The organism is Marinospirillum alkalitolerans (assembly GCF_045055655.1).
Classification (GTDB): Bacteria; Pseudomonadota; Gammaproteobacteria; order Pseudomonadales; family Halomonadaceae; genus Marinospirillum; species Marinospirillum alkalitolerans.
Window position 1 is genome coordinate 398,488 of sequence record NZ_JBANFI010000001.1, and the last position, 19,249, is coordinate 417,736.

Annotated in this window: 20 protein-coding genes; 18 read left to right on the forward strand and 2 right to left on the reverse strand. The window is 51.7% G+C overall.

Annotated features, from left to right (window positions below):
- The first annotated feature begins 4 nt into the window (after positions 1 to 4).
- The 16 genes from fliO to V6U78_RS01850 all read left to right on the forward strand — a co-directional run bounded on the left by fliO (position 5) and on the right by V6U78_RS01850 (position 15,500).
- On the forward strand, positions 5 to 463 hold the full coding sequence (fliO, locus tag V6U78_RS01775; protein ID WP_405336579.1) for a flagellar biosynthetic protein FliO: 459 nt from the start codon (positions 5 to 7) through the stop codon (positions 461 to 463).
- Between the two features lie 34 nt (positions 464 to 497).
- The gene (gene fliP, locus V6U78_RS01780) at positions 498 to 1,256 is read left to right on the forward strand and encodes a flagellar type III secretion system pore protein FliP (RefSeq protein WP_405337076.1); all 759 of its coding nucleotides are present in this window, start codon (positions 498 to 500) and stop codon (positions 1,254 to 1,256) included.
- A 51-nt stretch (positions 1,257 to 1,307) separates the two neighbouring features.
- Positions 1,308 to 1,577 (forward strand): flagellar biosynthesis protein FliQ, encoded by a 270-nt coding sequence (fliQ, locus tag V6U78_RS01785; RefSeq protein WP_405336581.1) that lies wholly within the window; start codon positions 1,308 to 1,310, stop codon positions 1,575 to 1,577.
- Between the two features lie 6 nt (positions 1,578 to 1,583).
- On the forward strand, positions 1,584 to 2,366 hold the full coding sequence (gene fliR, locus V6U78_RS01790) for a flagellar biosynthetic protein FliR (RefSeq protein WP_405336583.1): 783 nt from the start codon (positions 1,584 to 1,586) through the stop codon (positions 2,364 to 2,366).
- Positions 2,366 to 3,508 carry a flagellar biosynthesis protein FlhB gene (gene flhB / locus V6U78_RS01795; RefSeq protein ID WP_405336585.1) on the forward strand — a complete coding sequence of 381 codons (1,143 nt, stop codon included), beginning with the start codon at positions 2,366 to 2,368 and terminating at the stop codon, positions 3,506 to 3,508. The genes fliR and flhB overlap by 1 nt, the downstream gene beginning before the upstream one ends.
- Before the next feature lie 111 nt (positions 3,509 to 3,619).
- Complete coding sequence (flhA, locus tag V6U78_RS01800; RefSeq protein WP_405336587.1) at positions 3,620 to 5,746, forward strand: flagellar biosynthesis protein FlhA; 2,127 nt, start codon at positions 3,620 to 3,622, stop codon at positions 5,744 to 5,746.
- A gap of 25 nt (positions 5,747 to 5,771) precedes the next feature.
- Positions 5,772 to 7,043 carry a flagellar biosynthesis protein FlhF gene (gene flhF / locus V6U78_RS01805; RefSeq protein WP_405336589.1) on the forward strand — a complete coding sequence of 424 codons (1,272 nt, stop codon included), beginning with the start codon at positions 5,772 to 5,774 and terminating at the stop codon, positions 7,041 to 7,043.
- Positions 7,044 to 7,065: 22 nt separating this feature from the next.
- Entirely contained in the window at positions 7,066 to 7,803 is a 738-nt protein-coding gene (locus V6U78_RS01810) for an RNA polymerase sigma factor FliA (protein ID WP_405336591.1), read from the forward strand.
- An 81-nt stretch (positions 7,804 to 7,884) separates the two neighbouring features.
- On the forward strand, positions 7,885 to 8,259 hold the full coding sequence (gene cheY / locus V6U78_RS01815; protein ID WP_452312084.1) for a chemotaxis response regulator CheY: 375 nt from the start codon (positions 7,885 to 7,887) through the stop codon (positions 8,257 to 8,259).
- Between the two features lie 29 nt (positions 8,260 to 8,288).
- Positions 8,289 to 9,125 (forward strand): protein phosphatase CheZ, encoded by an 837-nt coding sequence (locus tag V6U78_RS01820; protein WP_405336595.1) that lies wholly within the window; start codon positions 8,289 to 8,291, stop codon positions 9,123 to 9,125.
- 12 nt (positions 9,126 to 9,137) lie between these two features.
- Positions 9,138 to 11,204, forward strand: a complete 2,067-nt coding sequence (locus tag V6U78_RS01825) for a chemotaxis protein CheA (protein ID WP_405336597.1) — start codon at positions 9,138 to 9,140, stop codon at positions 11,202 to 11,204.
- Positions 11,205 to 11,266: 62 nt separating this feature from the next.
- Complete coding sequence (locus V6U78_RS01830; RefSeq protein WP_405336599.1) at positions 11,267 to 12,436, forward strand: protein-glutamate methylesterase/protein-glutamine glutaminase; 1,170 nt, start codon at positions 11,267 to 11,269, stop codon at positions 12,434 to 12,436.
- A gap of 31 nt (positions 12,437 to 12,467) precedes the next feature.
- Complete coding sequence (locus V6U78_RS01835; RefSeq protein WP_405336601.1) at positions 12,468 to 13,286, forward strand: ParA family protein; 819 nt, start codon at positions 12,468 to 12,470, stop codon at positions 13,284 to 13,286.
- Positions 13,283 to 14,326, forward strand: coding sequence for a chemotaxis protein CheW (locus V6U78_RS01840; RefSeq protein ID WP_405336603.1), 1,044 nt, complete (start codon positions 13,283 to 13,285; stop codon positions 14,324 to 14,326). Before V6U78_RS01835 ends, V6U78_RS01840 begins: the two co-directional genes overlap by 4 nt.
- Positions 14,327 to 14,437: 111 nt before the next feature.
- Positions 14,438 to 14,926, forward strand: coding sequence for a chemotaxis protein CheW (locus V6U78_RS01845; RefSeq protein WP_405336605.1), 489 nt, complete (start codon positions 14,438 to 14,440; stop codon positions 14,924 to 14,926).
- Positions 14,927 to 15,053: 127 nt separating this feature from the next.
- On the forward strand, positions 15,054 to 15,500 hold the full coding sequence (locus tag V6U78_RS01850; protein WP_405336607.1) for a DUF2802 domain-containing protein: 447 nt from the start codon (positions 15,054 to 15,056) through the stop codon (positions 15,498 to 15,500).
- A gap of 78 nt (positions 15,501 to 15,578) precedes the next feature.
- On the opposite strand, the gene V6U78_RS01855 is transcribed toward V6U78_RS01850, so the two are convergent.
- Together V6U78_RS01855 and fliK are read right to left on the reverse strand one after the other, a co-directional pair.
- Entirely contained in the window at positions 15,579 to 15,878 is a 300-nt protein-coding gene (locus V6U78_RS01855) for an EscU/YscU/HrcU family type III secretion system export apparatus switch protein (protein ID WP_405336609.1), read from the reverse strand.
- A gap of 1 nt (position 15,879) precedes the next feature.
- Complete coding sequence (fliK, locus tag V6U78_RS01860) at positions 15,880 to 17,472, reverse strand: flagellar hook-length control protein FliK (RefSeq protein WP_405336611.1); 1,593 nt, start codon at positions 17,470 to 17,472, stop codon at positions 15,880 to 15,882.
- A 235-nt stretch (positions 17,473 to 17,707) separates the two neighbouring features.
- Between fliK and ccmA the strand changes: the two genes are divergently transcribed.
- Together ccmA and ccmB are read left to right on the forward strand one after the other, a co-directional pair.
- Complete coding sequence (ccmA, locus tag V6U78_RS01865) at positions 17,708 to 18,412, forward strand: cytochrome c biogenesis heme-transporting ATPase CcmA (protein ID WP_405336613.1); 705 nt, start codon at positions 17,708 to 17,710, stop codon at positions 18,410 to 18,412.
- 1 nt (position 18,413) lies between these two features.
- The gene (gene ccmB / locus V6U78_RS01870) at positions 18,414 to 19,214 is read left to right on the forward strand and encodes a heme exporter protein CcmB (protein WP_405336615.1); all 801 of its coding nucleotides are present in this window, start codon (positions 18,414 to 18,416) and stop codon (positions 19,212 to 19,214) included.
- Positions 19,215 to 19,249: the final 35 nt, after the last annotated feature.

Here is a 19,249-nt window from a genome sequence, read left to right on the forward strand (position 1 = left end):
ATTGATGAGCAACTCTAAGCAGGCTTGGCAGGCGTTAAGCCTGCTTTTCTTATCTGGACCCGTGCTGGCGGTGGAGTCTCGTGGCTTTTCTCCGACAGGTCTCTCCGCTTTAGGTCAGGTCACCCTGGGCTTGGCCGTGGTGTTGTTGCTCTTGTTTGCCTTGGCCTGGCTGGTGCGCCGTGGTCGCTTACTGCCGCATTATCAGATGCGTGACGAGTTTAAGATTCTGGCTGTCTTGCCTTTAGGTCAAAGAGAGCGCTTGCTTCTCATCAAGGTGGGGGCTGAGCAGCTGCTTCTTGGTGCTACAGCCGAGCAGATCCGCCTGCTGCATAAGCTGGAGACGCCTTTGGATTTTACGCCTGCCGCGCATGAAGGTGCACGTTTCGCCAAGATCCTGCGTGATTGGCAAAAACCAGCTGATTCGACTTCAACACCACCGCAGGATGCTCGTTCTCATGACTGATTTACTGCGCCATTCTTCTCTACGGCCTTCTTTGATGCTTCTCCTGCCCGGGCCGCGTGCCTTTATACTGTTGCTGTTGCTTTTATCCAGCATCAGTCCAGTCTGGGCACAAACGCCGGGTATCGAGGCGTTACGTATGGTCCCCGGTGAAGATGGAAGCCAGAACTATTCGGTAACCATTCAGATTCTGGCCATCATGACAGCACTCACACTGCTGCCATCGATGATTATTATGATGACCAGCTTCACCCGAATCATTGTGGTGCTGGCAATCCTGCGTCAGGCAATGGGCTTGCAGCAAACGCCCTCGAACCAGATCCTGCTGGGCATTACCCTCTTTCTCACTATTTTTATCATGACACCTGTGTGGGAGAGGGTGAATGCCGAAGCGTTACAGCCTTATTTAGCTGAAGAAGTGAGTCCTCTTGAAGCGTTGGAGTTGGCCAAAGCACCCTTGCAGGAGTTTATGCTGGCACAAACGCGCGAGGTCGATCTAGACATGTTCGGGCGTATTGGCGGCTATGAGGTGTTTGAGTCGCCAGAAGATGTCCCTTTCGTGGTGCTGGTCCCCGCTTTTGTGACGAGTGAGCTGAAGACTGCCTTCCAGATAGGCTTTATGCTGTTTATTCCTTTTTTGATTATTGACATGGTGGTGGCCAGTATCCTGATGGCGATGGGTATGATGATGCTGTCGCCGATTATTATTTCCTTGCCCTTTAAAATCATGCTTTTTGTTCTTGTCGATGGTTGGACTTTGGTGATGGGGACATTGGCGGCTAGCTTTGGCTATTAGCGTGGCTCATTTTTTTCTTATAAGCCACAGGCTCAGCAACAGGAGAGCGACATGACTCCAGAAATGGTCGTTGATTTGATGCGCCAAGCGATACTCCTCGTGATCGTGATTGTCGCAATCGGCGTCGTACCCAGCTTGCTGGTGGGCTTGATGGTTGCCATCTTTCAGGCGGCAACGCAGATTAACGAGCAAACACTGAGCTTCTTGCCGCGTTTGATGGCAACCTTGTTGGCACTGATTATTGCTGGCCCGATGATCTTGCGTATGCTGATGGAGTTCTTTGAGCGCCTGGCGCATAACATTCCTTATATGATTGGCTAAGCCGCCATGCCTTTGTTGACTGATGCCGAGCTGACAGCCTATATCGGCACCTTTTTATGGCCCTTCTTTCGTATTGGTGCTTTTTTTATGGCCGCGCCGATCTTTGGTGCGAACTTTGTCCCTATGCCTGTGCGCATCGGTCTGGCTTTTGTTACCACGTTGCTCTTGATGCCGCTCCTGCCGCCAGTGCCAGTAGTGATGGATGCCTTGTCTCCACAAACCTGGTTGCTGGTTGCACAGCAGCTTTTGATCGGAATTAGTCTGGGCTTTATTGTTCAGCTGCTGTTTCAGGTGTTTATCATCTTTGGTCAGATAGTGGCGATGCAGATCGGTATGGGGATGGCGCAGATGGCCGACCCAAGCAGTGGTGTTAATGTTACTGTATTGAGCCAGTATGGATTGATCATGACCAATCTGGTTTTTCTGGCAGCAGGTGGGCATTTGGTGATTATTCATACACTGGCCGAAAGCTTTACCGTGATCCCCGTCGGTTGGGAGGGGATGACCCGAGAGCGTGCTTGGATCCTCGCTAATCAAGGCACTTGGCTTTTTGCTGGTGCTTTATTGATGGCGCTGCCGATTATTATTGCTAAGCTGGTAGTCAATATAGCGCTGGGTGTGGTGACGCGAGCGGCGCCCCAGCTGAATATCTTTGTGATTGGCTTCCCGGTGATGATGATGCTAGGTTTGCTCGAGCTCTGGATTTGGTCGACTGAATATCTCTTCCATTTTGATCGTATGGCGCGTGACATGTTTGAACTGTTGCGCTATTGGCTGGAGCTCAGCTAATGGCGCAGGAGAATCAAGACGGACAAGAAAAAACAGAAGAACCCACGGCGAAACGTAAAGAGGACTCGCGTCGTGATGGTGAGGTGGCGCGCTCTAAGGAGCTGAGTACCGCCCTGTTGCTCTTGTCAGCAGGTATGGCCCTGCTGGTTTTTGGTGGCTGGATGGGCGCACGCGGGATGGAGCTCTTCGCCTACAATTTTACTTTGACCCGTGCTGATGTGATGACCCATGAAGCGATGTTCACTCATTTTCGAACTTCAGTTTGGCATGCTCTGTGGGTCACCTTGCCTTTTTTGATCGTGCTGTTTTTTATGGGAGCCCTATCCCAAATCATGGTTGGCGGCTGGAATATGACCGCCAAAGCCTTGGTGCCTAAATTCAGCAAGCTGAATCCTATTTCGGGCATCAAGCGCATCTTTTCTAAAAACTCCTTAGTTGAATTTGTTAAATCCGTGGCCAAGGTGCTATTGGTTGGCACCACCTCGCTGATTATTATCTGGGGGCTGAAAGAAGAGTTTGCTGGCCTTGGAGCAATGGCCTTGGAGCCAGCGATCGCCAAGGGTAGTTATTTGATCGTTTGGTCCTTCCTCGCGATTAGCCTATCTCTGATCATTGTGGTTCTGATCGATGTGCCTTGGCAGCTTCATCAGCACAATGAAAAAATCAAAATGACCCGTCAAGAGGTCAAGGATGAGTTCAAGAATACAGAAGGTAAGCCGGAGGTCAAAAGTCGTATCCGCCGCTTGCAAATGGAGATGGCGCAAAGGCGGATGATGGCTGATGTTCCTCAGGCCGATGTCGTGATTACTAACCCGACCCACTATGCTGTGGCGTTGAAGTACAGTGAAGATGGCCAGCAGGCCCCCTTGGTGCTGGCCAAAGGAACAGACCACCTGGCTGCGAAAATTCGTGAAATCGCTGATCATTATCAAATCCCGGTGTTGCAGCAGCCACCTCTCACGCGTGCCATCTACTACACCACTGAAATAGGCGAAGAAATACCGCAAAAGCTCTATATGGCGGTCGCTCAGGTGCTTGCGTATGTATATCAGATGAAGCAACACCAGAAGGGTAAGGCGAAGCGTCCAAGCGGTTTGAAGCAGGTGGATGTGCCTAAAGACCTCGATCCAGAAGCAGAGTAATTACAAATCTACTTAGGTTAGATAAAGATCATAAGTTTATTTCATGGGAAGATGTTGGCATACTTCGCGGTCAGTGCAGCTTCGCGCGCTCGTTTACTCACCAGGTGATACATGGATCGAACTCGACTGACAGGTATATTCGATACACTGGTTAAAAGCCAGATCGGCATCCCGATTTTCCTGCTGGCATTGCTGGGCATGATGACTCTGCCGATGCCGGTTTTTTTGCTCGATGTCTTCTTTACTTTCAATATTGCTTTTGCGATTGTCATTTTGCTGGTGGCTGTGTATGCCTTACGGCCACTCGATTTTGCGGTGTTCCCAACGATTTTGCTTGTCGCCACCTTGCTGAGGTTGGCGCTGAACGTGGCTTCGACACGGATTGTGCTGCTGAACGGGCATGAAGGTGGAGATGCTGCCGGTAAGGTGATTGAGTCCTTTGGTTCGGTATTGATCGGTGGTAACTATGTCGTCGGTATGATCGTCTTCCTTATTTTGATGATCATTAACTTTGTGGTGATCACCAAAGGCGCTGGGCGTATCTCTGAAGTGAGTGCTCGCTTTACGCTGGATGCGATGCCTGGTAAGCAGATGGCGATAGATGCCGACTTGAACGCAGGCTTGATCGATCAGGAAGAAGCCAAGCGTCGCCGGGAAGAAATCGCCTCAGAAGCAGATTTTTATGGCTCGATGGATGGTGCCAGTAAGTTTGTCCGGGGTGATGCGGTTGCCGGGATTATGATTTTGGTAATCAACGTGGTGGGTGGCCTCTTGATCGGCATGTTGCAGCATGATCTGGCTTTTTCTGTCGCGACCGAACGCTATGTTTTGTTGACCATCGGTGATGGCCTGGTGGCTCAGATCCCCTCGTTGATGCTGTCTGTCGCTGCGGCCATCATGGTCACACGCGTCAACTCTTCACAAAATATCTCGAATCAGGTTTCTACGCAGATGTTTGGTACGCCCAAGGCCTTGGCGGTCGGAGCGACGCTACTGGCCATTATGGGCGTGATCCCAGGTATGCCGCATTTTGCTTTTTTAAGCCTAGCGGCCTTGGCAGGAGGTGGTGCCTACTGGATTTATCACGTTATGCAAAAGGAGGCCCAGACAGTGCAGCTGGCTGAACAAAAAGCGCAGCAGCTACCGATGACTCCGGATGCCGATGTGATCGATCAAAAAGAACTTAATTGGCAGGATGTGGCACCTGTTGATCTATTGGGGCTGGAAGTTGGCTATCGTTTAATTCCACTGGTGGATAAAACCCAGGGTGGTCAGCTGCTGGGCCGGATTAAGGGGATCCGCAAAAAACTGTCACAAGATCTGGGTTTTTTGATGCCCTCAGTACATATTCGCGATAACTTGGATCTGACGCCGAACAGCTACCGAATTATTCTCAAGGGTGTGAGCATTGGTGAAGCCGAGGTGCATCCAGAACGGGAAATGGCAATTAACCCCGGCCAGGTCTATGGTCCGATCAATGGTATTAAGGGGCGTGATCCAGCCTTTGGTTTGGAAGCCGTCTGGATTAACCCTTCACAGCGCGAAGAGGCCCAGACTTTGGGCTACACTGTTGTGGATGCCAGCACCGTGATTGCCACACAGCTCAATCAGGTGATGCATGACTATGCGCATGAACTGATCGGTCATGACGATGTGCAGAAGATGCTCGATATCTTGGCGCAGGGTGCTCCAAAGCTCTCCGAGCAGTTGGTGCCGGATAGCGTCAGCCTGTCTGTGCTGCTCAAGGTCTTGCAAAACCTGTTGATCGAGCAGGTGCCGGTACGTGATTTTCGCTCGATTGCCCAGTCTCTCGTTGAGGCTGCACACACCACGCGCGACCCGATTCAGCTCACTTCTGCCGTGCGTGTAGCGCTGTCACGCTCGATTGTACAGGCCATTACTGGCCCTAGTGAGCATTTAGCGGTTATTACGCTGGAGCCTCAGCTTGAGCAGCTGTTACTGAAAAGTGTGCAGCAGGCCGCTCAGCAGGGTGGAGAGAGCGACCAGCTTATTCTGGAACCCGCTATGGCCGAGAGGCTGCAGCAGTCGCTCAGTGAAGTGGCGCAGCAGCAAGAGATGCAAGGGAATCCTGCTGTGTTGGTCACCGCCGCGCCGGTGCGCCCGGTGATGGCGCGTTTTGTCCGTTATGGTATCCAGAATGTACACGTTTTATCCTATCAAGAGATACCTGATAATAAACAGATTACCATCGTGGCGACCATCGGCGGCGAAGGGTGAAAGCCATTATGAAAGAGGTTAAGGAATGCGGGTAAAACGCTTTTTTGGCGCCGACTCTCGGCAAGCCATGCGTCTAGTGAGAGAAGAACTCGGCGCTGATGCCGTGATTATCTCCAATCGCAAGGTCGAAAATGGCGTTGAAATTGTCTGCGCGCTCGATTACGACGAACAGGCCCCAGCGCAGGATTTTGCAGCGGCTTTACGCCAAGCGGATCAGGGCGATGCTTTGCAGCAGGAATTGGATGCGGCACGTCAGCGTATTCTTTCGGGTGCGAAATTTGATCCCCAAGTGGCTGAGAATGCTTTTCAGCGTAAAGCACGTATGCGACAGATTGGACAGCTGACCCATGGTGCTACGGGTTTGGGTATTGATGATGAGGATGATCGCTATAGTGCACCTGCGGCGCAGACGAGCCGTGGCGATGACCAAGCCATTCGCGCGATGCAGTCCGAGATTCAATCTCTGCGAGAGTTGATTAAAGAGCAGTTGCGTGAGCAGGATGCACTGCGCAACCCAACAGAGGCTTTGGTGCGTAATCGTTTGCTGAATGCCGGGTTTAATGAAGCCTATATAAAAAAGCTCCTTAAGTTGATGGGGTTGAGTGCCGATTTAGATGCTCGCGCTGCGTGGAGTCAGGTCCTGGATCGATTGAAAATGGAGCTGCAAACGCTGGATGAAGAACTGATCGATAAGGGTGGTATCGTTGCCTTAGTGGGGCCGACAGGCGTCGGCAAGACCACCACCTTAGGTAAGTTGGCTGCGCGTTTTGTGATGAAGTATGGCGCTGATGAGCTGGCCTTGGTGACCACCGATTGCTATCGCATTGCGGCCTATGAGCAGCTCAGAACTTTTGGGCGTATTCTTGAGGTGACTGTACGGGTAGTTGATGAAAACAACCCGCTTGATTTAACCTTGAAGTCCTTAAGGAATAAGCGCTTGGTGATGATTGATACCGCGGGTCTGAATGTACGGGATCCCAATTTGCAAAAGCAGATGGCATTATTAAATACCAGTCAGGCCAGAATTCGGCGCTTTATCGTGCTCCCTGCGACGAGTCAGGCCCGTGTGTTAAACGATACCTACGAGGCGTATCGTGAAGCTGGGCTGAATGGTTGTGTCCTCACCAAAATGGATGAAGCTGTCAATATCGGAGAAGTGCTTGGGTTGGTCTTGGAAAAGCGCCTGCCTGTGGGCTATATCACTAATGGTCAGAAGATACCAGAAGATGTTCGCCTGGCCAGTGCGACCTCCTTGCTAGGCCGTTTTGCGCGTGATGTAGAAAAAAGCGAAGAATGAAACTTTTCGGTGGACTGAATACATGACGGCAGCCAAGGGTCTTCACCTTTATTCTCGAAACCAGCAGTTGGCCGATGCGCGCTTGCTGGAGACCTATGCTGGTCTGGTGCGTAAGATTGCTTATCACCTTCTTGGTCGCTTGCCTGCCAGTGTGCAGTTGGATGATTTGCTGCAAGCGGGTTCGATGGGTTTGATCGAAGCCTCGCGTAACTTTGATGCTGAAAAGGGCGCGAGCTTTGAAACCTTTGCCTCAATTCGCATTCGTGGGTCGATGCTTGATGAGGTGCGCAAACATGACTGGACGCCACGCTCGGTGCATCGCAATAGCCGACGGGTGGCTGAAGCGGTGAAAGCGATCGAAGATCGCACAGGAAGAGATGCACAGGATGAGGAGGTGGCTGCCGAACTGGGTGTGAGTTTAGAAGATTATCATCAGTACCTTATGGATACGGCAGGTTCAAAGCTTTTTAGTTTTGATGAGTTAAATAACCAAGAGGATTCGGCTTTTGAGGTTCCTGACACTAAGGGCTCAGAGCCACATGCTGATGTTGAGGGTTCGCGCTTTCAGGATGCACTCGCAAAAGCAATTTCAGCTTTGCCTGAACGTGAACAAATGGTACTTTCACTGTACTATAATGAAGAGCTGAATCTCAAAGAGATAGGGGCTGTTCTTTCGGTGAGTGAGTCTCGTGTCAGTCAAATCCTGAGTCAAGCTGCTGCACGCTTGAGAGGGCGCTTGTCTGACTGGAAAAATGTATAGAATGCCTTCCTTTAGGAAAGGTTGTACTATAATTACTATTGCAGCTAGCAAGGTTTAACGGAGGTTGCCTTGAATAAAGATATGAAGATTCTCATCGTGGATGACTTCGCGACTATGAGAAGGATCATCAAAAATCTACTCCGCGACTTGGGCTTCAACAACACTCATGAAGCGGATGATGGTCAGACAGCCATTCCTATGCTCAACACAGGTAACTTTGACTTTGTGGTGACAGACTGGAATATGCCTGGCATGACAGGCTTTGACCTGCTCAAGCACATTCGCGCCGATCCGGATTTAAAAGACCTCCCGGTGCTGATGGTTACTGCTGAGTCGAAAAAAGAGCAGATCATTGCTGCGGCTCAGGCAGGTGTGAATGGGTATATAGTCAAGCCCTTTACTGCTGCAGTGTTAAAGGAAAAAATCGATAAAATATTTGACCGCTTACAAAAATAGTCGTGGTTCGGCTCTCTTGAGGAGTGTGCATGTCCGATCAAAGCGCTCAGACTGAAAATTTTGAGCAACTACTACGCACAACGACAGGTGAGTTAGTTGATAAAATCGAGCAAGGTCATCTCGCAGATGCCGTTAATTTGTTGCAAAAAATTAATGATGCTCGTAACTATAACTTGTACTTGGAAGTTGGGCGTCTGACTCGGGCATTACATGATGCTATTCGAGATTTTCATCTGGATACATCTAGTCACTTCCAGTCTGCTCCTTTAGCAGACATTGCTGCACAGGAAGGCGCTGAGACAGATATCTCAGAAATGGCGGATGCGAGGGATCGCCTTCACTATGTTTTGAGCCTCACACAGCAAGCAGCAGATCGCACCATGGATAAGGTTGAAGAGTCTCTGCCTCTGGTCAACAGCTGGGAGACTGAGGTGAAGTCTCTGCGTGGTGAGTGGGAACGCTTGATACGAAGAGAAATGAAGCCGGAAGAGTTTCGCCAGCTTTATCACCGCATGGATGACTTTCTGCGTAGCAGTGAGCAAGAGGCAGGCCAACTGGCAGAGAATCTATCGCAAATTACCCTCGCGCAGGATTATCAAGATTTAACTGGTCAAGTAGTGAAGAAAGTGATTACCCTTGTCCATGAAGTTGAGTCCAGCCTGGTCGGTCTTGTGCGTATGGCAAGCCAAGTGGATCAAATAACAGGCATACAGCACCCTCATGATGAGGATGCAGGCAGACATAAAGCGGTCAATGACACTAGACATCTACCTGAAGGCCCGATTGTCAATGCTGAGAAACGCGGCATTGAAGTGGTTTCAGGTCAAGACGAAGTCGATGACCTTCTCTCCAGTCTTGGGTTTTAAAGGAGCCGTTGGATGAGTCTAGATGCAGATCAGGATATTCTGCAGGATTTCCTTGTTGAGGCAGGTGAAATCCTGGAGCAACTCTCTGAACAGTTGGTTGACCTGGAGCAGTCTCCAGATGACCCAGAGTTGCTCAATGCTATATTCCGCGGTTTCCATACCGTAAAGGGTGGCGCGGGCTTCCTTCAAATATCACCTCTGGTTGACTGTTGTCATAACGCAGAGAACGTCTTTGATACGCTCAGAAAAAATCAGCGCCAGGTTACCCCTGAGCTGATGGATACCGTGCTCAGTGCATTGGATGCGGTTAATGAGATGTTTGAAACAGTGCGCGGGCAAGAAATGCCTGAACCTGCGGATGCAACCTTGTTGGAAGCACTGGCTTACTATGCCTTACCAGAAGGCGCAGCTGGTACGGCTCCGGCCCCTGTTGCTGCACCGACTGCATCTGCAGCACCAGTTGATCATTCAGGCGATATTACTGATGCCGAGTTTGAAAGCCTGCTTGATGCTCTCGGCCCAGAAGATCGTGCCGCTATGGCCGCGGAAAAAGCGCCTGCTGCGCCAACCGCGAGTGATAGCGACGAGATTACAGAAGAAGAATTTGATGCTCTGCTGGATCAGCTGCATGGCCAGGGTAAGGGGCCGGGTGCGGCACCATCAGCAGCCGCACCAGCGCCGTCTGCTGCTACATCTAGTGATGACATCACTGAAGAAGAATTTGAAGCCTTGCTCGATCAGCTGCACGGTGAAGGTAAGGGACCAGGTGTGCTGCCTCAGGGGGCCAAAGAGTCGGCTTCAGCCAAAGCACCTCAGCCTGCACAACCTCCTGCGGTGAGAGCAGCACCTCCTGCTGTTGCGGCTAAAGCACCTGCCGTGAAAAAAGAAGTGGCGGCAGCAGATAATACAGTTCGCGTGGACACCTCGCGGCTAGATGAAATTATGAACATGGTGGGTGAGCTGGTTTTAGTACGTAACCGCTTGGTTCGACTAGGTTCTGATAGCACGGATAGCGAGCTGGCTAAGGCTGTCGCCAACCTAGATGTTGTGACGGCTGATTTACAAACCTCCGTGATGAAAACCCGCATGCAGCCGATTAAAAAGGTTTTCGGCCGCTTCCCACGCGTGATTCGCGATCTCTCGCGTAAGATGAACAAAGAAATCAATCTTGAGATGATTGGTGAAGACACGGATCTGGATAAAAACCTGGTTGAGGCCTTGGCCGACCCTCTGGTTCACCTTGTGCGCAACTCGGCAGATCATGGTATCGAGATGCCTGATGTACGGGAGCAAAGAGGCAAGCCGCGTGCAGGTAAGGTTGTTTTAGCCGCAGAGCAGGAAGGTGACCATATTCTGCTGACCATCTCAGACGATGGTGCGGGCATGGACCCAGAAGTACTGAAGCGTAAAGCAGTAGAAAAGGGCCAGCTCGATCAAGATGCCGCTGATCGCCTTTCTGATTCTGAAGCCTTTAATCTGATTTTTGCCGCTGGCCTTTCTACGAAAGATGAGATCTCAGATGTCTCGGGTCGTGGCGTGGGCATGGATGTTGTGAAGACGAAAATTTCACAACTCAATGGTACGATCAATGTGTGGTCTGAACTTGGAAAGGGCAGCAAAATCATCATCAAGGTTCCGCTGACCTTGGCGATTATGCCTACGCTGATGATCAAGCTTCAGGATCAGACCTTTGCCTTGCCTTTGGTCAACGTGAATGAAATCTTCCAGTTAGATATCTCGCGTGCTAATAAGATCGATGGCCAGGAAGTGATCATTATCCGTGAGAAAACCCTGCCCTTGTTCTATCTACGACGTTGGCTGGTGCGCGATATCAGTAAGCGCCAGATCTCTAAGGAAGAGCTAGAAGAGGCACATGTTGTTGTGGTCTCGATAGGTAACCAGCAGGTAGGCTTTGTCGTCGATGACTTAATCGGTCAGGAAGAGGTCGTGATTAAGCCACTTGGGCAGATGCTGCATGGCACCCCTGGATTGGCTGGTGCCACGATTACCGGTGATGGTCGTATTGCTTTGATTTTGGATATTCCAGGCCTGTTAAAACGTTATACAGGTCGTCGCTAGCAGCGTAGTAGATCAGTTCTCTCCCTCACTCGGGGAGAGAGCCGTGATAAGAGGAGAGTGGCATGCCAATCACCGTGTTGGTGGTTGATGACTCAGGTTTTTTTCGTCGTCGTGTTTGTGAATTGATTAAGACTGATCCGCGCCTGCAGGCTATAGGAACAGCTTCAAATGGTAAGGAAGCCATAGAAAAAACACTTGAGCTGAAGCCAGATGTCATTACCATGGATTACGAAATGCCCGTCATGGATGGCATTTCAGCTGTGCGTGCGATTATGGCGCAGCAGCCAACCCCCGTATTGATGTTCTCATCCCTCACGCATGAGGGCGCGCGCGTCACCCTCGATGCGCTTGAAGCAGGCGCTGTTGATTACCTGCCTAAGAATTTTGAGGATATTTCACGCCATGTAGATAAAATGGCGAAGATCCTTTGTGAGCGGATTATAACCGTAGCCCGTAGCCGCTCGCGTCCGCCTGCGGTAGCTCGTGTCCCGCGCCCCAGTCCAGCAACCCCGATTGCACGTCCCAGCCAAGAGGCGCGGGCAACCCTGCGTGAACGGATTGCTGCGCGGCGTGAAGAGCAGCGTGACACACAGAGTAAAGAAGCGAGCCTCAAAAGCAGTGCTAAGGCCCATCTTGCTCCGGCCCCTAAACCGCGTAGCCAGCCTCGTCATTTTGATCTGGTCGCGATTGGAACTTCAACGGGTGGGCCTATGGCGCTGCAAACAGTGTTGACTGAGCTACCAGCCCACTTTCCTGCACCTATTGTTTTAATTCAGCATATGCCGGGAACCTTTACCGGTGCCTTCGCAGAGCGTCTGAATGGCCTGTGCAAGATTCAGGTGAAAGAAGCAGAAGATGGTGATCAGCTGCGCCCAGGCTTGGCACTTTTGGCTCCGGGTGGCAAACAGATGCTGATTGATAAACGTGGCGGTTGTGTGCGTATTTTACCAGGTGATGAGCGCCTCAATTATAAGCCCAGCGTGGATGTGACCTTTGGTTCTGCTGCGCAGGCTTATCCTGGTAAGGTATTGGGTGTGGTGCTGACAGGCATGGGTGCGGATGGTCGTGAAGGTGCGCGCATGCTCAAAGACACTGGCGCTGTGATTTGGGCGCAGGATGAAGCCAGCTCGGTGATCTATGGTATGCCGATGGCGATTGCCAAGGCCAACTTAGCGGATCAGATTATTAACCTGTCTGATATCGGCCAACAACTAATTAGCGATGTCACCTGAGCCGCAGGTGGTCTACAGGAGTTAAGACAGCATGCATGTCTGGGCAGTTGCCAATCAAAAAGGTGGCGTAGGAAAAACAACAACAGCCATTACGCTCGGAGGTATCCTAGCGGACAAGGGGCATCAAGTTCTTTTGCTCGACCTTGATCCTCATGGCTCTTTGACCAGCTACTTCAAATATGATCCAGACAGCGTGGACAAGAGTGTCTACGACTTGTTTCAGCATCGTCAGGTGCCTGAGTCCTTGCCTGCCAGTTTGTTGTTAGATACAGGCCATGATCGAATTAAGATCATGGCAGCCTCAACGGCACTGGCCACTCTCGAACGCCAAGTCAGTGGTAAGGGTGGTATGGGGTTGGTGATCGCTAAGTCACTGGCTCAGCTGTGGAATCGATTTGACTATGTCTTGATCGACAGCCCGCCTGTTCTGGGGTTGTTAATGATTAATGCGTTGGCTGCCTGTGAGCAGCTGATCATCCCAGTCCAAACCGAGTTTCTGGCAATTAAGGGTCTGGAGCGGATGATGCGGACCTTGAAAATGATCAATAAAGCCCGCAAGCAGGGTCTTCCTTATACTGTGGTGCCAACGCTTTACGATCGTCGAACCCAGGCTTCGATTCAAAGTCTGAGGTTGTTACGTAATACCTACGGCGATGTTATTTGGCACTCTATGGTACCAGTGGATACCAAGTTCCGTGATGCCAGTGTCGCGGGTATGCCCGCGTCGATGCTGGATCCGAACAGTCGGGGTGTCCATGCTTATAGTGTGTTACTGAAATTCCTGCAGGAAAAAGAAACTGAGTTAAGACGTCAGTCACCTGCTGCCTTGCATGAGGGGGCTGGACAATGAGCACGCACGATACACCTCAGCAGGCTATTGAGGATTATCTCGAGGCCCTGCTCTGTGATGATGGCTCTTTAGATGTGCCTGCATCTGCTTTATGGAAGGATGCCAGTGAGGCCGCTTCTGTACAGCAAAGGCCATCCTCTTTTGAGCAAGATCAGTCGATGCAGGCGCAAAGCCTTGTGGCCTCGATGGCTGAATTTAAAAAGAAAGCAGCGCGTCCTTTGGCAGAAGCGACAGCGGATGACCTGCCACAGGTGATTCTGCCTGAATTGAACTTGACGCCAGAAGCGCATCCAGCTGAGCCGGCATCTCAGCCACAGCCTGAGATGGAAACACCATCAGCCGCTCTAGAAGCGCCAGTTGAAGCCCCAGCGGCTATTCAGCAGAGCTCAGCGGATGTTGTGGTAGAGAGCATGGATGAAGCTGTGCCGCCTTCGCCTGATGTTGAAGTGCCCGAGCCAAACGCTGCAGCTGCAGCTGTACACTCAGAAGATCAAGACATCAGTTTGGATGAGCAACCGCCTGCATCTCCGCCTGGCTGGAAGAATGGTCGCCCTGTTTGGGCGCAAGAACGCTTTGAGTGCTTACTGTTTAAGGTGAAGGGCTTAACCCTAGCTGTGCCTTTGGTGGAGTTGGGTGGCATCATAAAAATCGAGAAGCAACCCACGCCGATCTTTGGTCAGCCTAGCTGGTTCTTGGGGATGCTGAGATCAAACAAATCCAATGTTTGTATGGTTGATACAGCACAATGGGTGCTGCCACCTACGTTGATCGATCAACATCCAGAGCCCTATCAGCTGGTTATTCGTATCCATGATAGCCAATGGGGGCTATCTTGTAATCAGGTCGACCGTTCGATCAGTTTACAGCCAGATCAGGTACGCTGGAGAACCTCCTTGGGTAAGCGGCCTTGGCTGGCCGGCACAGTGATTGAGCATATGTGCGCCTTGATCGATGCGGCTGCCTTTGACCGTTTGTTGAAAGAAGGACATGGTGAGCTGGAGCCTGCTAACCTTAAATCGATTGCGCATTTGGATGACTAAGCGCCCCATGTTAGCGCGCTTTTTTTCTGGTCCTGTAGTAAAGCCCTGTTTTTATCAAGGCAGGTGTATTAGCATTAGTCTGATGTCTGACTTCGATGAAGGATACTAATTATGTCGAGCCCGCAAAAAATCCAAGCTGAAACGTCTTCTGATCCAGTGCTGCAGTATGTGACTTTTCGCCTTGCGGAAGAAACCTACGGAATCAATGTGATGATGGTGCAGGAAGTGCTGCGCTATACAGAAATTGCTCCTGTACCAGGCGCACCTGATTATGTGCTCGGGATCATTAACCTGCGTGGTAATGTGGTTACGGTGATTGATACGCGTCAGCGTTTTGGCTTATTGCCAAGCGAAGTCAGTGATGCCACGCGCATTATGATTATTGAAGCAGATCAACAGGTCGTCGGGATTATGGTCGATTCAGTGGCCGAAGTGGTCTACCTGAAGCAGTCTGAGATTGAAACCGCACCGAATGTTGGTAATGAAGAAAGTGCGAAGTTCATTCAAGGTGTATGCAACAAAAACAATGAGTTGCTGATCTTGGTTGAGCTGAACAAACTGATGTCTGAAGAAGAATGGTCTGAGCTGGCTGCGATCTGATCAGGCCTGAGATTCAGCCGCACCTTTGCTAGAGTGCTCAGCAGGCTTGCGGGGTGAATCTTGGTGCTAGCAACAGGCTAGGCTTGGGTTGAATCCATTGCAAGTATGAACGAAGAGGTTGTCAAGAATGGGATTCCCGAGCTTATATGAAGGGTTAGCGCTGCTGGTTGCATTGATCGCCTGTGTTTCTGTTGTGATGATGCGCCGGACGATGCGTCAGCTCAATTTGCGTCTGGATGAATCCAAAAAAGAGATGCATTTGTTGGTCAAGGCGCTGCGCAATGAAACCCACGCCATGGGCAGTGGTGCGATAGGTGTGGGGCAGCGGCTTGTTGAGGTAGAAAAGCGCCTCAACTCGACTGTTGAGCGCCAGATGGAGATAGAACAAAAGGACCCAGGTAGTCTACCCTATGCCTATGCCGTCAGGCTTGTTGAAATGGGTGCCACGGCTGAAGATTTGATACAAAACTGTGGTCTGGCGCGTGTTGAGGCTGAGTTAATTGCTTTGGTACATACCGAGCTCAAAACTCAGCGTCAGAAGCCCATCAAAGAAGAGTTTTACTCGATCAACTAATCGACTGGCTGCTTAATTCACCTTCCTCGATCTGCTTTATTCTGATGACCCCGATTCTGCTCTGGATAGAATCGGGGTTTATTTTGGCTTGTGTGCGGCCATTTTTTCTTGTAAACGCTCCATGTCATAGACAAAGGCCAGGACTTCCGCGATCGCACGATAGAGGAGTTCGGGAACGGGATCGCCTAGCTCAAGTTGTGAGAGCGCAGCGGCAAGATGAGGATCTTCATACAGAGGCACCTCTGCCTCCTGTGCAATCGCAATAATTTTTTCGGCAATTTCTCCTGCCCCTTTGGCGGTGAGACGCGGTGCACCGACACCATCATATTCCAGCGCCAGGGCACGCTTAATAGGCTTGCGAGGTGATCGAAGGTGCATGCTAGATTCTCGTGTCGATAATCGATTGGCGGGTGGGTGGTGGCTCATCTAAGGGTGGTTGGCCAAGGTGATACTCCACAGGCTTAATCTTCGCGCCAGTGCGCTCAAGTCGCTGAACCAGCTCGGTGACATGTTCCCTGAGCTGTTGATAGCTTGATTCCTCGTTGATCCAGATCGCGGCAGTGAGCTCTTCCTCTTTGAGTTTGAGGCGCGCGGTTAATTTGCCCATCGCTTGCAAATCAAAATGCAGGTTGATTTGCCACAAGCGCGTAGCGCGGCGCTTTTCTTCACGTTCGGCTTCTGCTTCTTCCTCTTCAATCCAGCGGCGGATATCCAGCTGAACGTGCAGCCATTCACCGCGCACAGAAAATGGCAGATCCAACTGTAAAAGCTGCATTGGCTGGCCACGCTCAAAGCTAGTCTGGGTGGCCTGTAGCGAAGCCTGTTGTAGTACCTGTATTCTCGCTTCAGCGGCTTGAAGTTGCTGCTGTAGCTGCTGGAGAACAGGCTGACGGCTTGCGGGCTGGTGGGCCTGCTCGTGGCGTAATAGGCTGCTGGCTTGCTGGAGTAGGAATTTGAGATCGCCCTGCTGTGCCGGATGGATGCCACGGAGCAGATTCGCCTCCAATAGGCCGCCATGATAGGGCACAAACTGACTGATTTGTTGTGCCTGGGGCGGCTGTTCTCCTTGAATGGGACGGCTCATGAGCTGCACAAGGAGCTGGCTGAGCTGTGGGCTCAGGGGTTGCTGTGGACTGGTTGTCTGACTAGCAGGACCGGATGCAGAAACAGAGGCTGTTGTTTGTCCTGCCGGAGGTAATCCTGAGCTGCCAAGAGTCGGGCCAAGGCCAGATGCGGGGCGTCCTGCAGCCAAGGGAAGCTGGGGCAGTAGCTGGCTCAGTTGCTGAAAGACCTGACCAAGAGGTGCTTGTCGAGGCAGCGCGTGGCGTAGCTGTGCTCCAGCGCTGGCGAGCAGGCTTTGCAGGCTGGCGGCCTCTCTTGCCTGCGTGGGGGAGGCTGGCTGAGCCGCTGTACTTTGTGGCCAGTGGAGCTGCGCCTGCCCAGAGGTGGAAAGGTGCAGTGTGAGTCCCGCCTTGGATTGCGCCCATTGATCAAGACTGAGAGCTTGGGGTGCATTGAGCGTGAGCTGCGTGCCAGATGCGAGCTGGAGCGTCAGCTGTACACCCTGACCGGCTGGGAGTGCCTGCTGGTATAAAAGTTGAGCGGTCAGCTGAGCGGGTGTGGGTAACCCAGTGAGCGGGCCACCTTGGACCGGAAGAGGGGGGAGAGGCAGGTTCGATAAGGTTGGGTTGTTTGGAAGAAGGCGCACCTCTAGCTGTCCATCCTGACGCCCTGTCAACACGAGCTGTTGTCCAGCGGGCAAGGGTTTATCCATCGTCAGTGTCAGGGTTTGACCCTGGCTGAGTTGGACCTGCACTTGATACTGACCCTGAGGTCGTGCCTCACTGCTGATCACCTGCGCGCTGCTGGTCTGACCGGCAGGCAAACTGGGTTGCCCTGAAACAAGAAAACTACCTGTGCTGGTCGGCACAGAAGGAGAGGAGGTGTGACTGGTCTGAATGACGCCCTGCATGGCAGCTTCCTATTTAAAACAACTCAGCGTGTTCAACAGCTCAGTATATTGGCTCAGAACAAGGTATCGGCCTAGTGCTGTGCTTCTACAGCCTTGATCTGACTGTCTGTTGATGGAGCGCAAGCTCGTTGAGGATCCGTTGCCCGATTGGCGGCGGATTTCTGGCGGTTTATGACAGATCATAGTAAAGTGAGCCGCTTATGAAAACCGAATTTTGGTTAAGGCGTTGATCTGCATGCACACTTCTACCGCATTGAGCCAGACTTCCTCTCTGGACGCTGCACCAGCATCCCCCTGGCTTGAAGCTGTTTCCTTGTCCTGCGCACGTGAAGGCCGCTGGCTTTTTCGGGAGCTCAGCTTTCGTTTTGGTGCGGGTGAGGTCTGGCAGTTGGCCGGACCCAATGGCGTGGGTAAGACCTCCCTGATGCGCACTCTCGCCGGTTTATTGCCCATCCAGCAAGGTGAGGTGTGCTGGCGAGGTCAGACCCTCGCCGCTGTTCAGGATGATTATCAGCAGCAGTTGTTGTTTATGGGACACTTGGCGGGCATTAAAGCCGAACTGACGCCCTTAGAAAACTTGAGCTGGTATGCCGCTTTGGAAGCTCAGTGGGAAGAGGCCGAACTAGAAGAAGCACTGATGCGAGTCGGCCTGTGGCATTTGATCGATACCCCTTGCCACCAGCTCTCGGCTGGGCAAAAGCGCCGTGTTGCACTGGCGCGTCTGTTGATCACCAGAAAGCCCTTTTGGCTGTTGGATGAGCCTTTTACTGCCTTGGATAAAGAAGCCGTGCAGGCGATGGAAAGGTTGATTCGCACTCATGCTGAGCAGGGTGGATGTGTGCTGCTGACCAGCCACCACGCACTGGAAGACTTCTCAGGCTTACAACGCCTTGAGCTCACTCCGCTTGCCGCTGAGGCGGCCTTTGTTGATGGAAGCTAACATGCCCTCTTCTGTTTCACTGGGTGCGGCTGAATCCTCGCCCCCCAATACCAGCGAAGCTCGCTCTACGGCTCACTTGGGTGTGGCGTTTTGCCGCCTAGAGCAAAAAAAATCGAACCCGCCAAGTCTGTATGCTGTCTTTAAAGCAGCTTTTCGCCGCGAATGGCGTCTCAGTGTGCAAAATAAAGGGGATTTACTGAACCCCTTGGTTTTTTTTAGCTTGGTGGCGATCTTGTTTCCTCTGGGGATCGCGCCGAGTGCGGACATTCTGGCACCTGTCGCACCTGGCATTTTATGGGTGGCGGCTTTACTGGCGGTGCTCTTGTCACTGGATGCCTTATTCCGACCCGATCTGCTCGATGGGTCATTGGAACAGCTGCTGCTGAATGGCTATTCACCAACCTTGCAGGTGATGGCTAGATTGCTGGTGCACTGGTTGCTTACAGGCTTGCCGCTGGTCTTGTTGGCTCCCCTGTTGGGTGTGATGCTCTACCTACCAGGTTCAGCTTTTTGGGCCTTGATGAGTTCTTTGTTACTCGGCACACTCGCCTTGAGCCTGATCGGTGCGATTGGTGCGGCGATTACAACGGGGTTGAATAAATCTGGGGTGTTGATGACCCTGCTGGTTTTACCCCTTTATATTCCGGTATTGATCTTTGGCACAGGAGCAATAGGTGGCGCTGTTTTGGGTGACCCAATAGGGGGGCATCTAGCACTTTTAGCCGCGGTGGCCTTACTTGCGCTGGCTTTTGCTCCCTTGGCTTGTACGGCTGGGCTCAAAATCGCGGTTGCAGCGGACTAATGTAGAAGCAAGACAACAAAAGAGAAGAAGCTGGG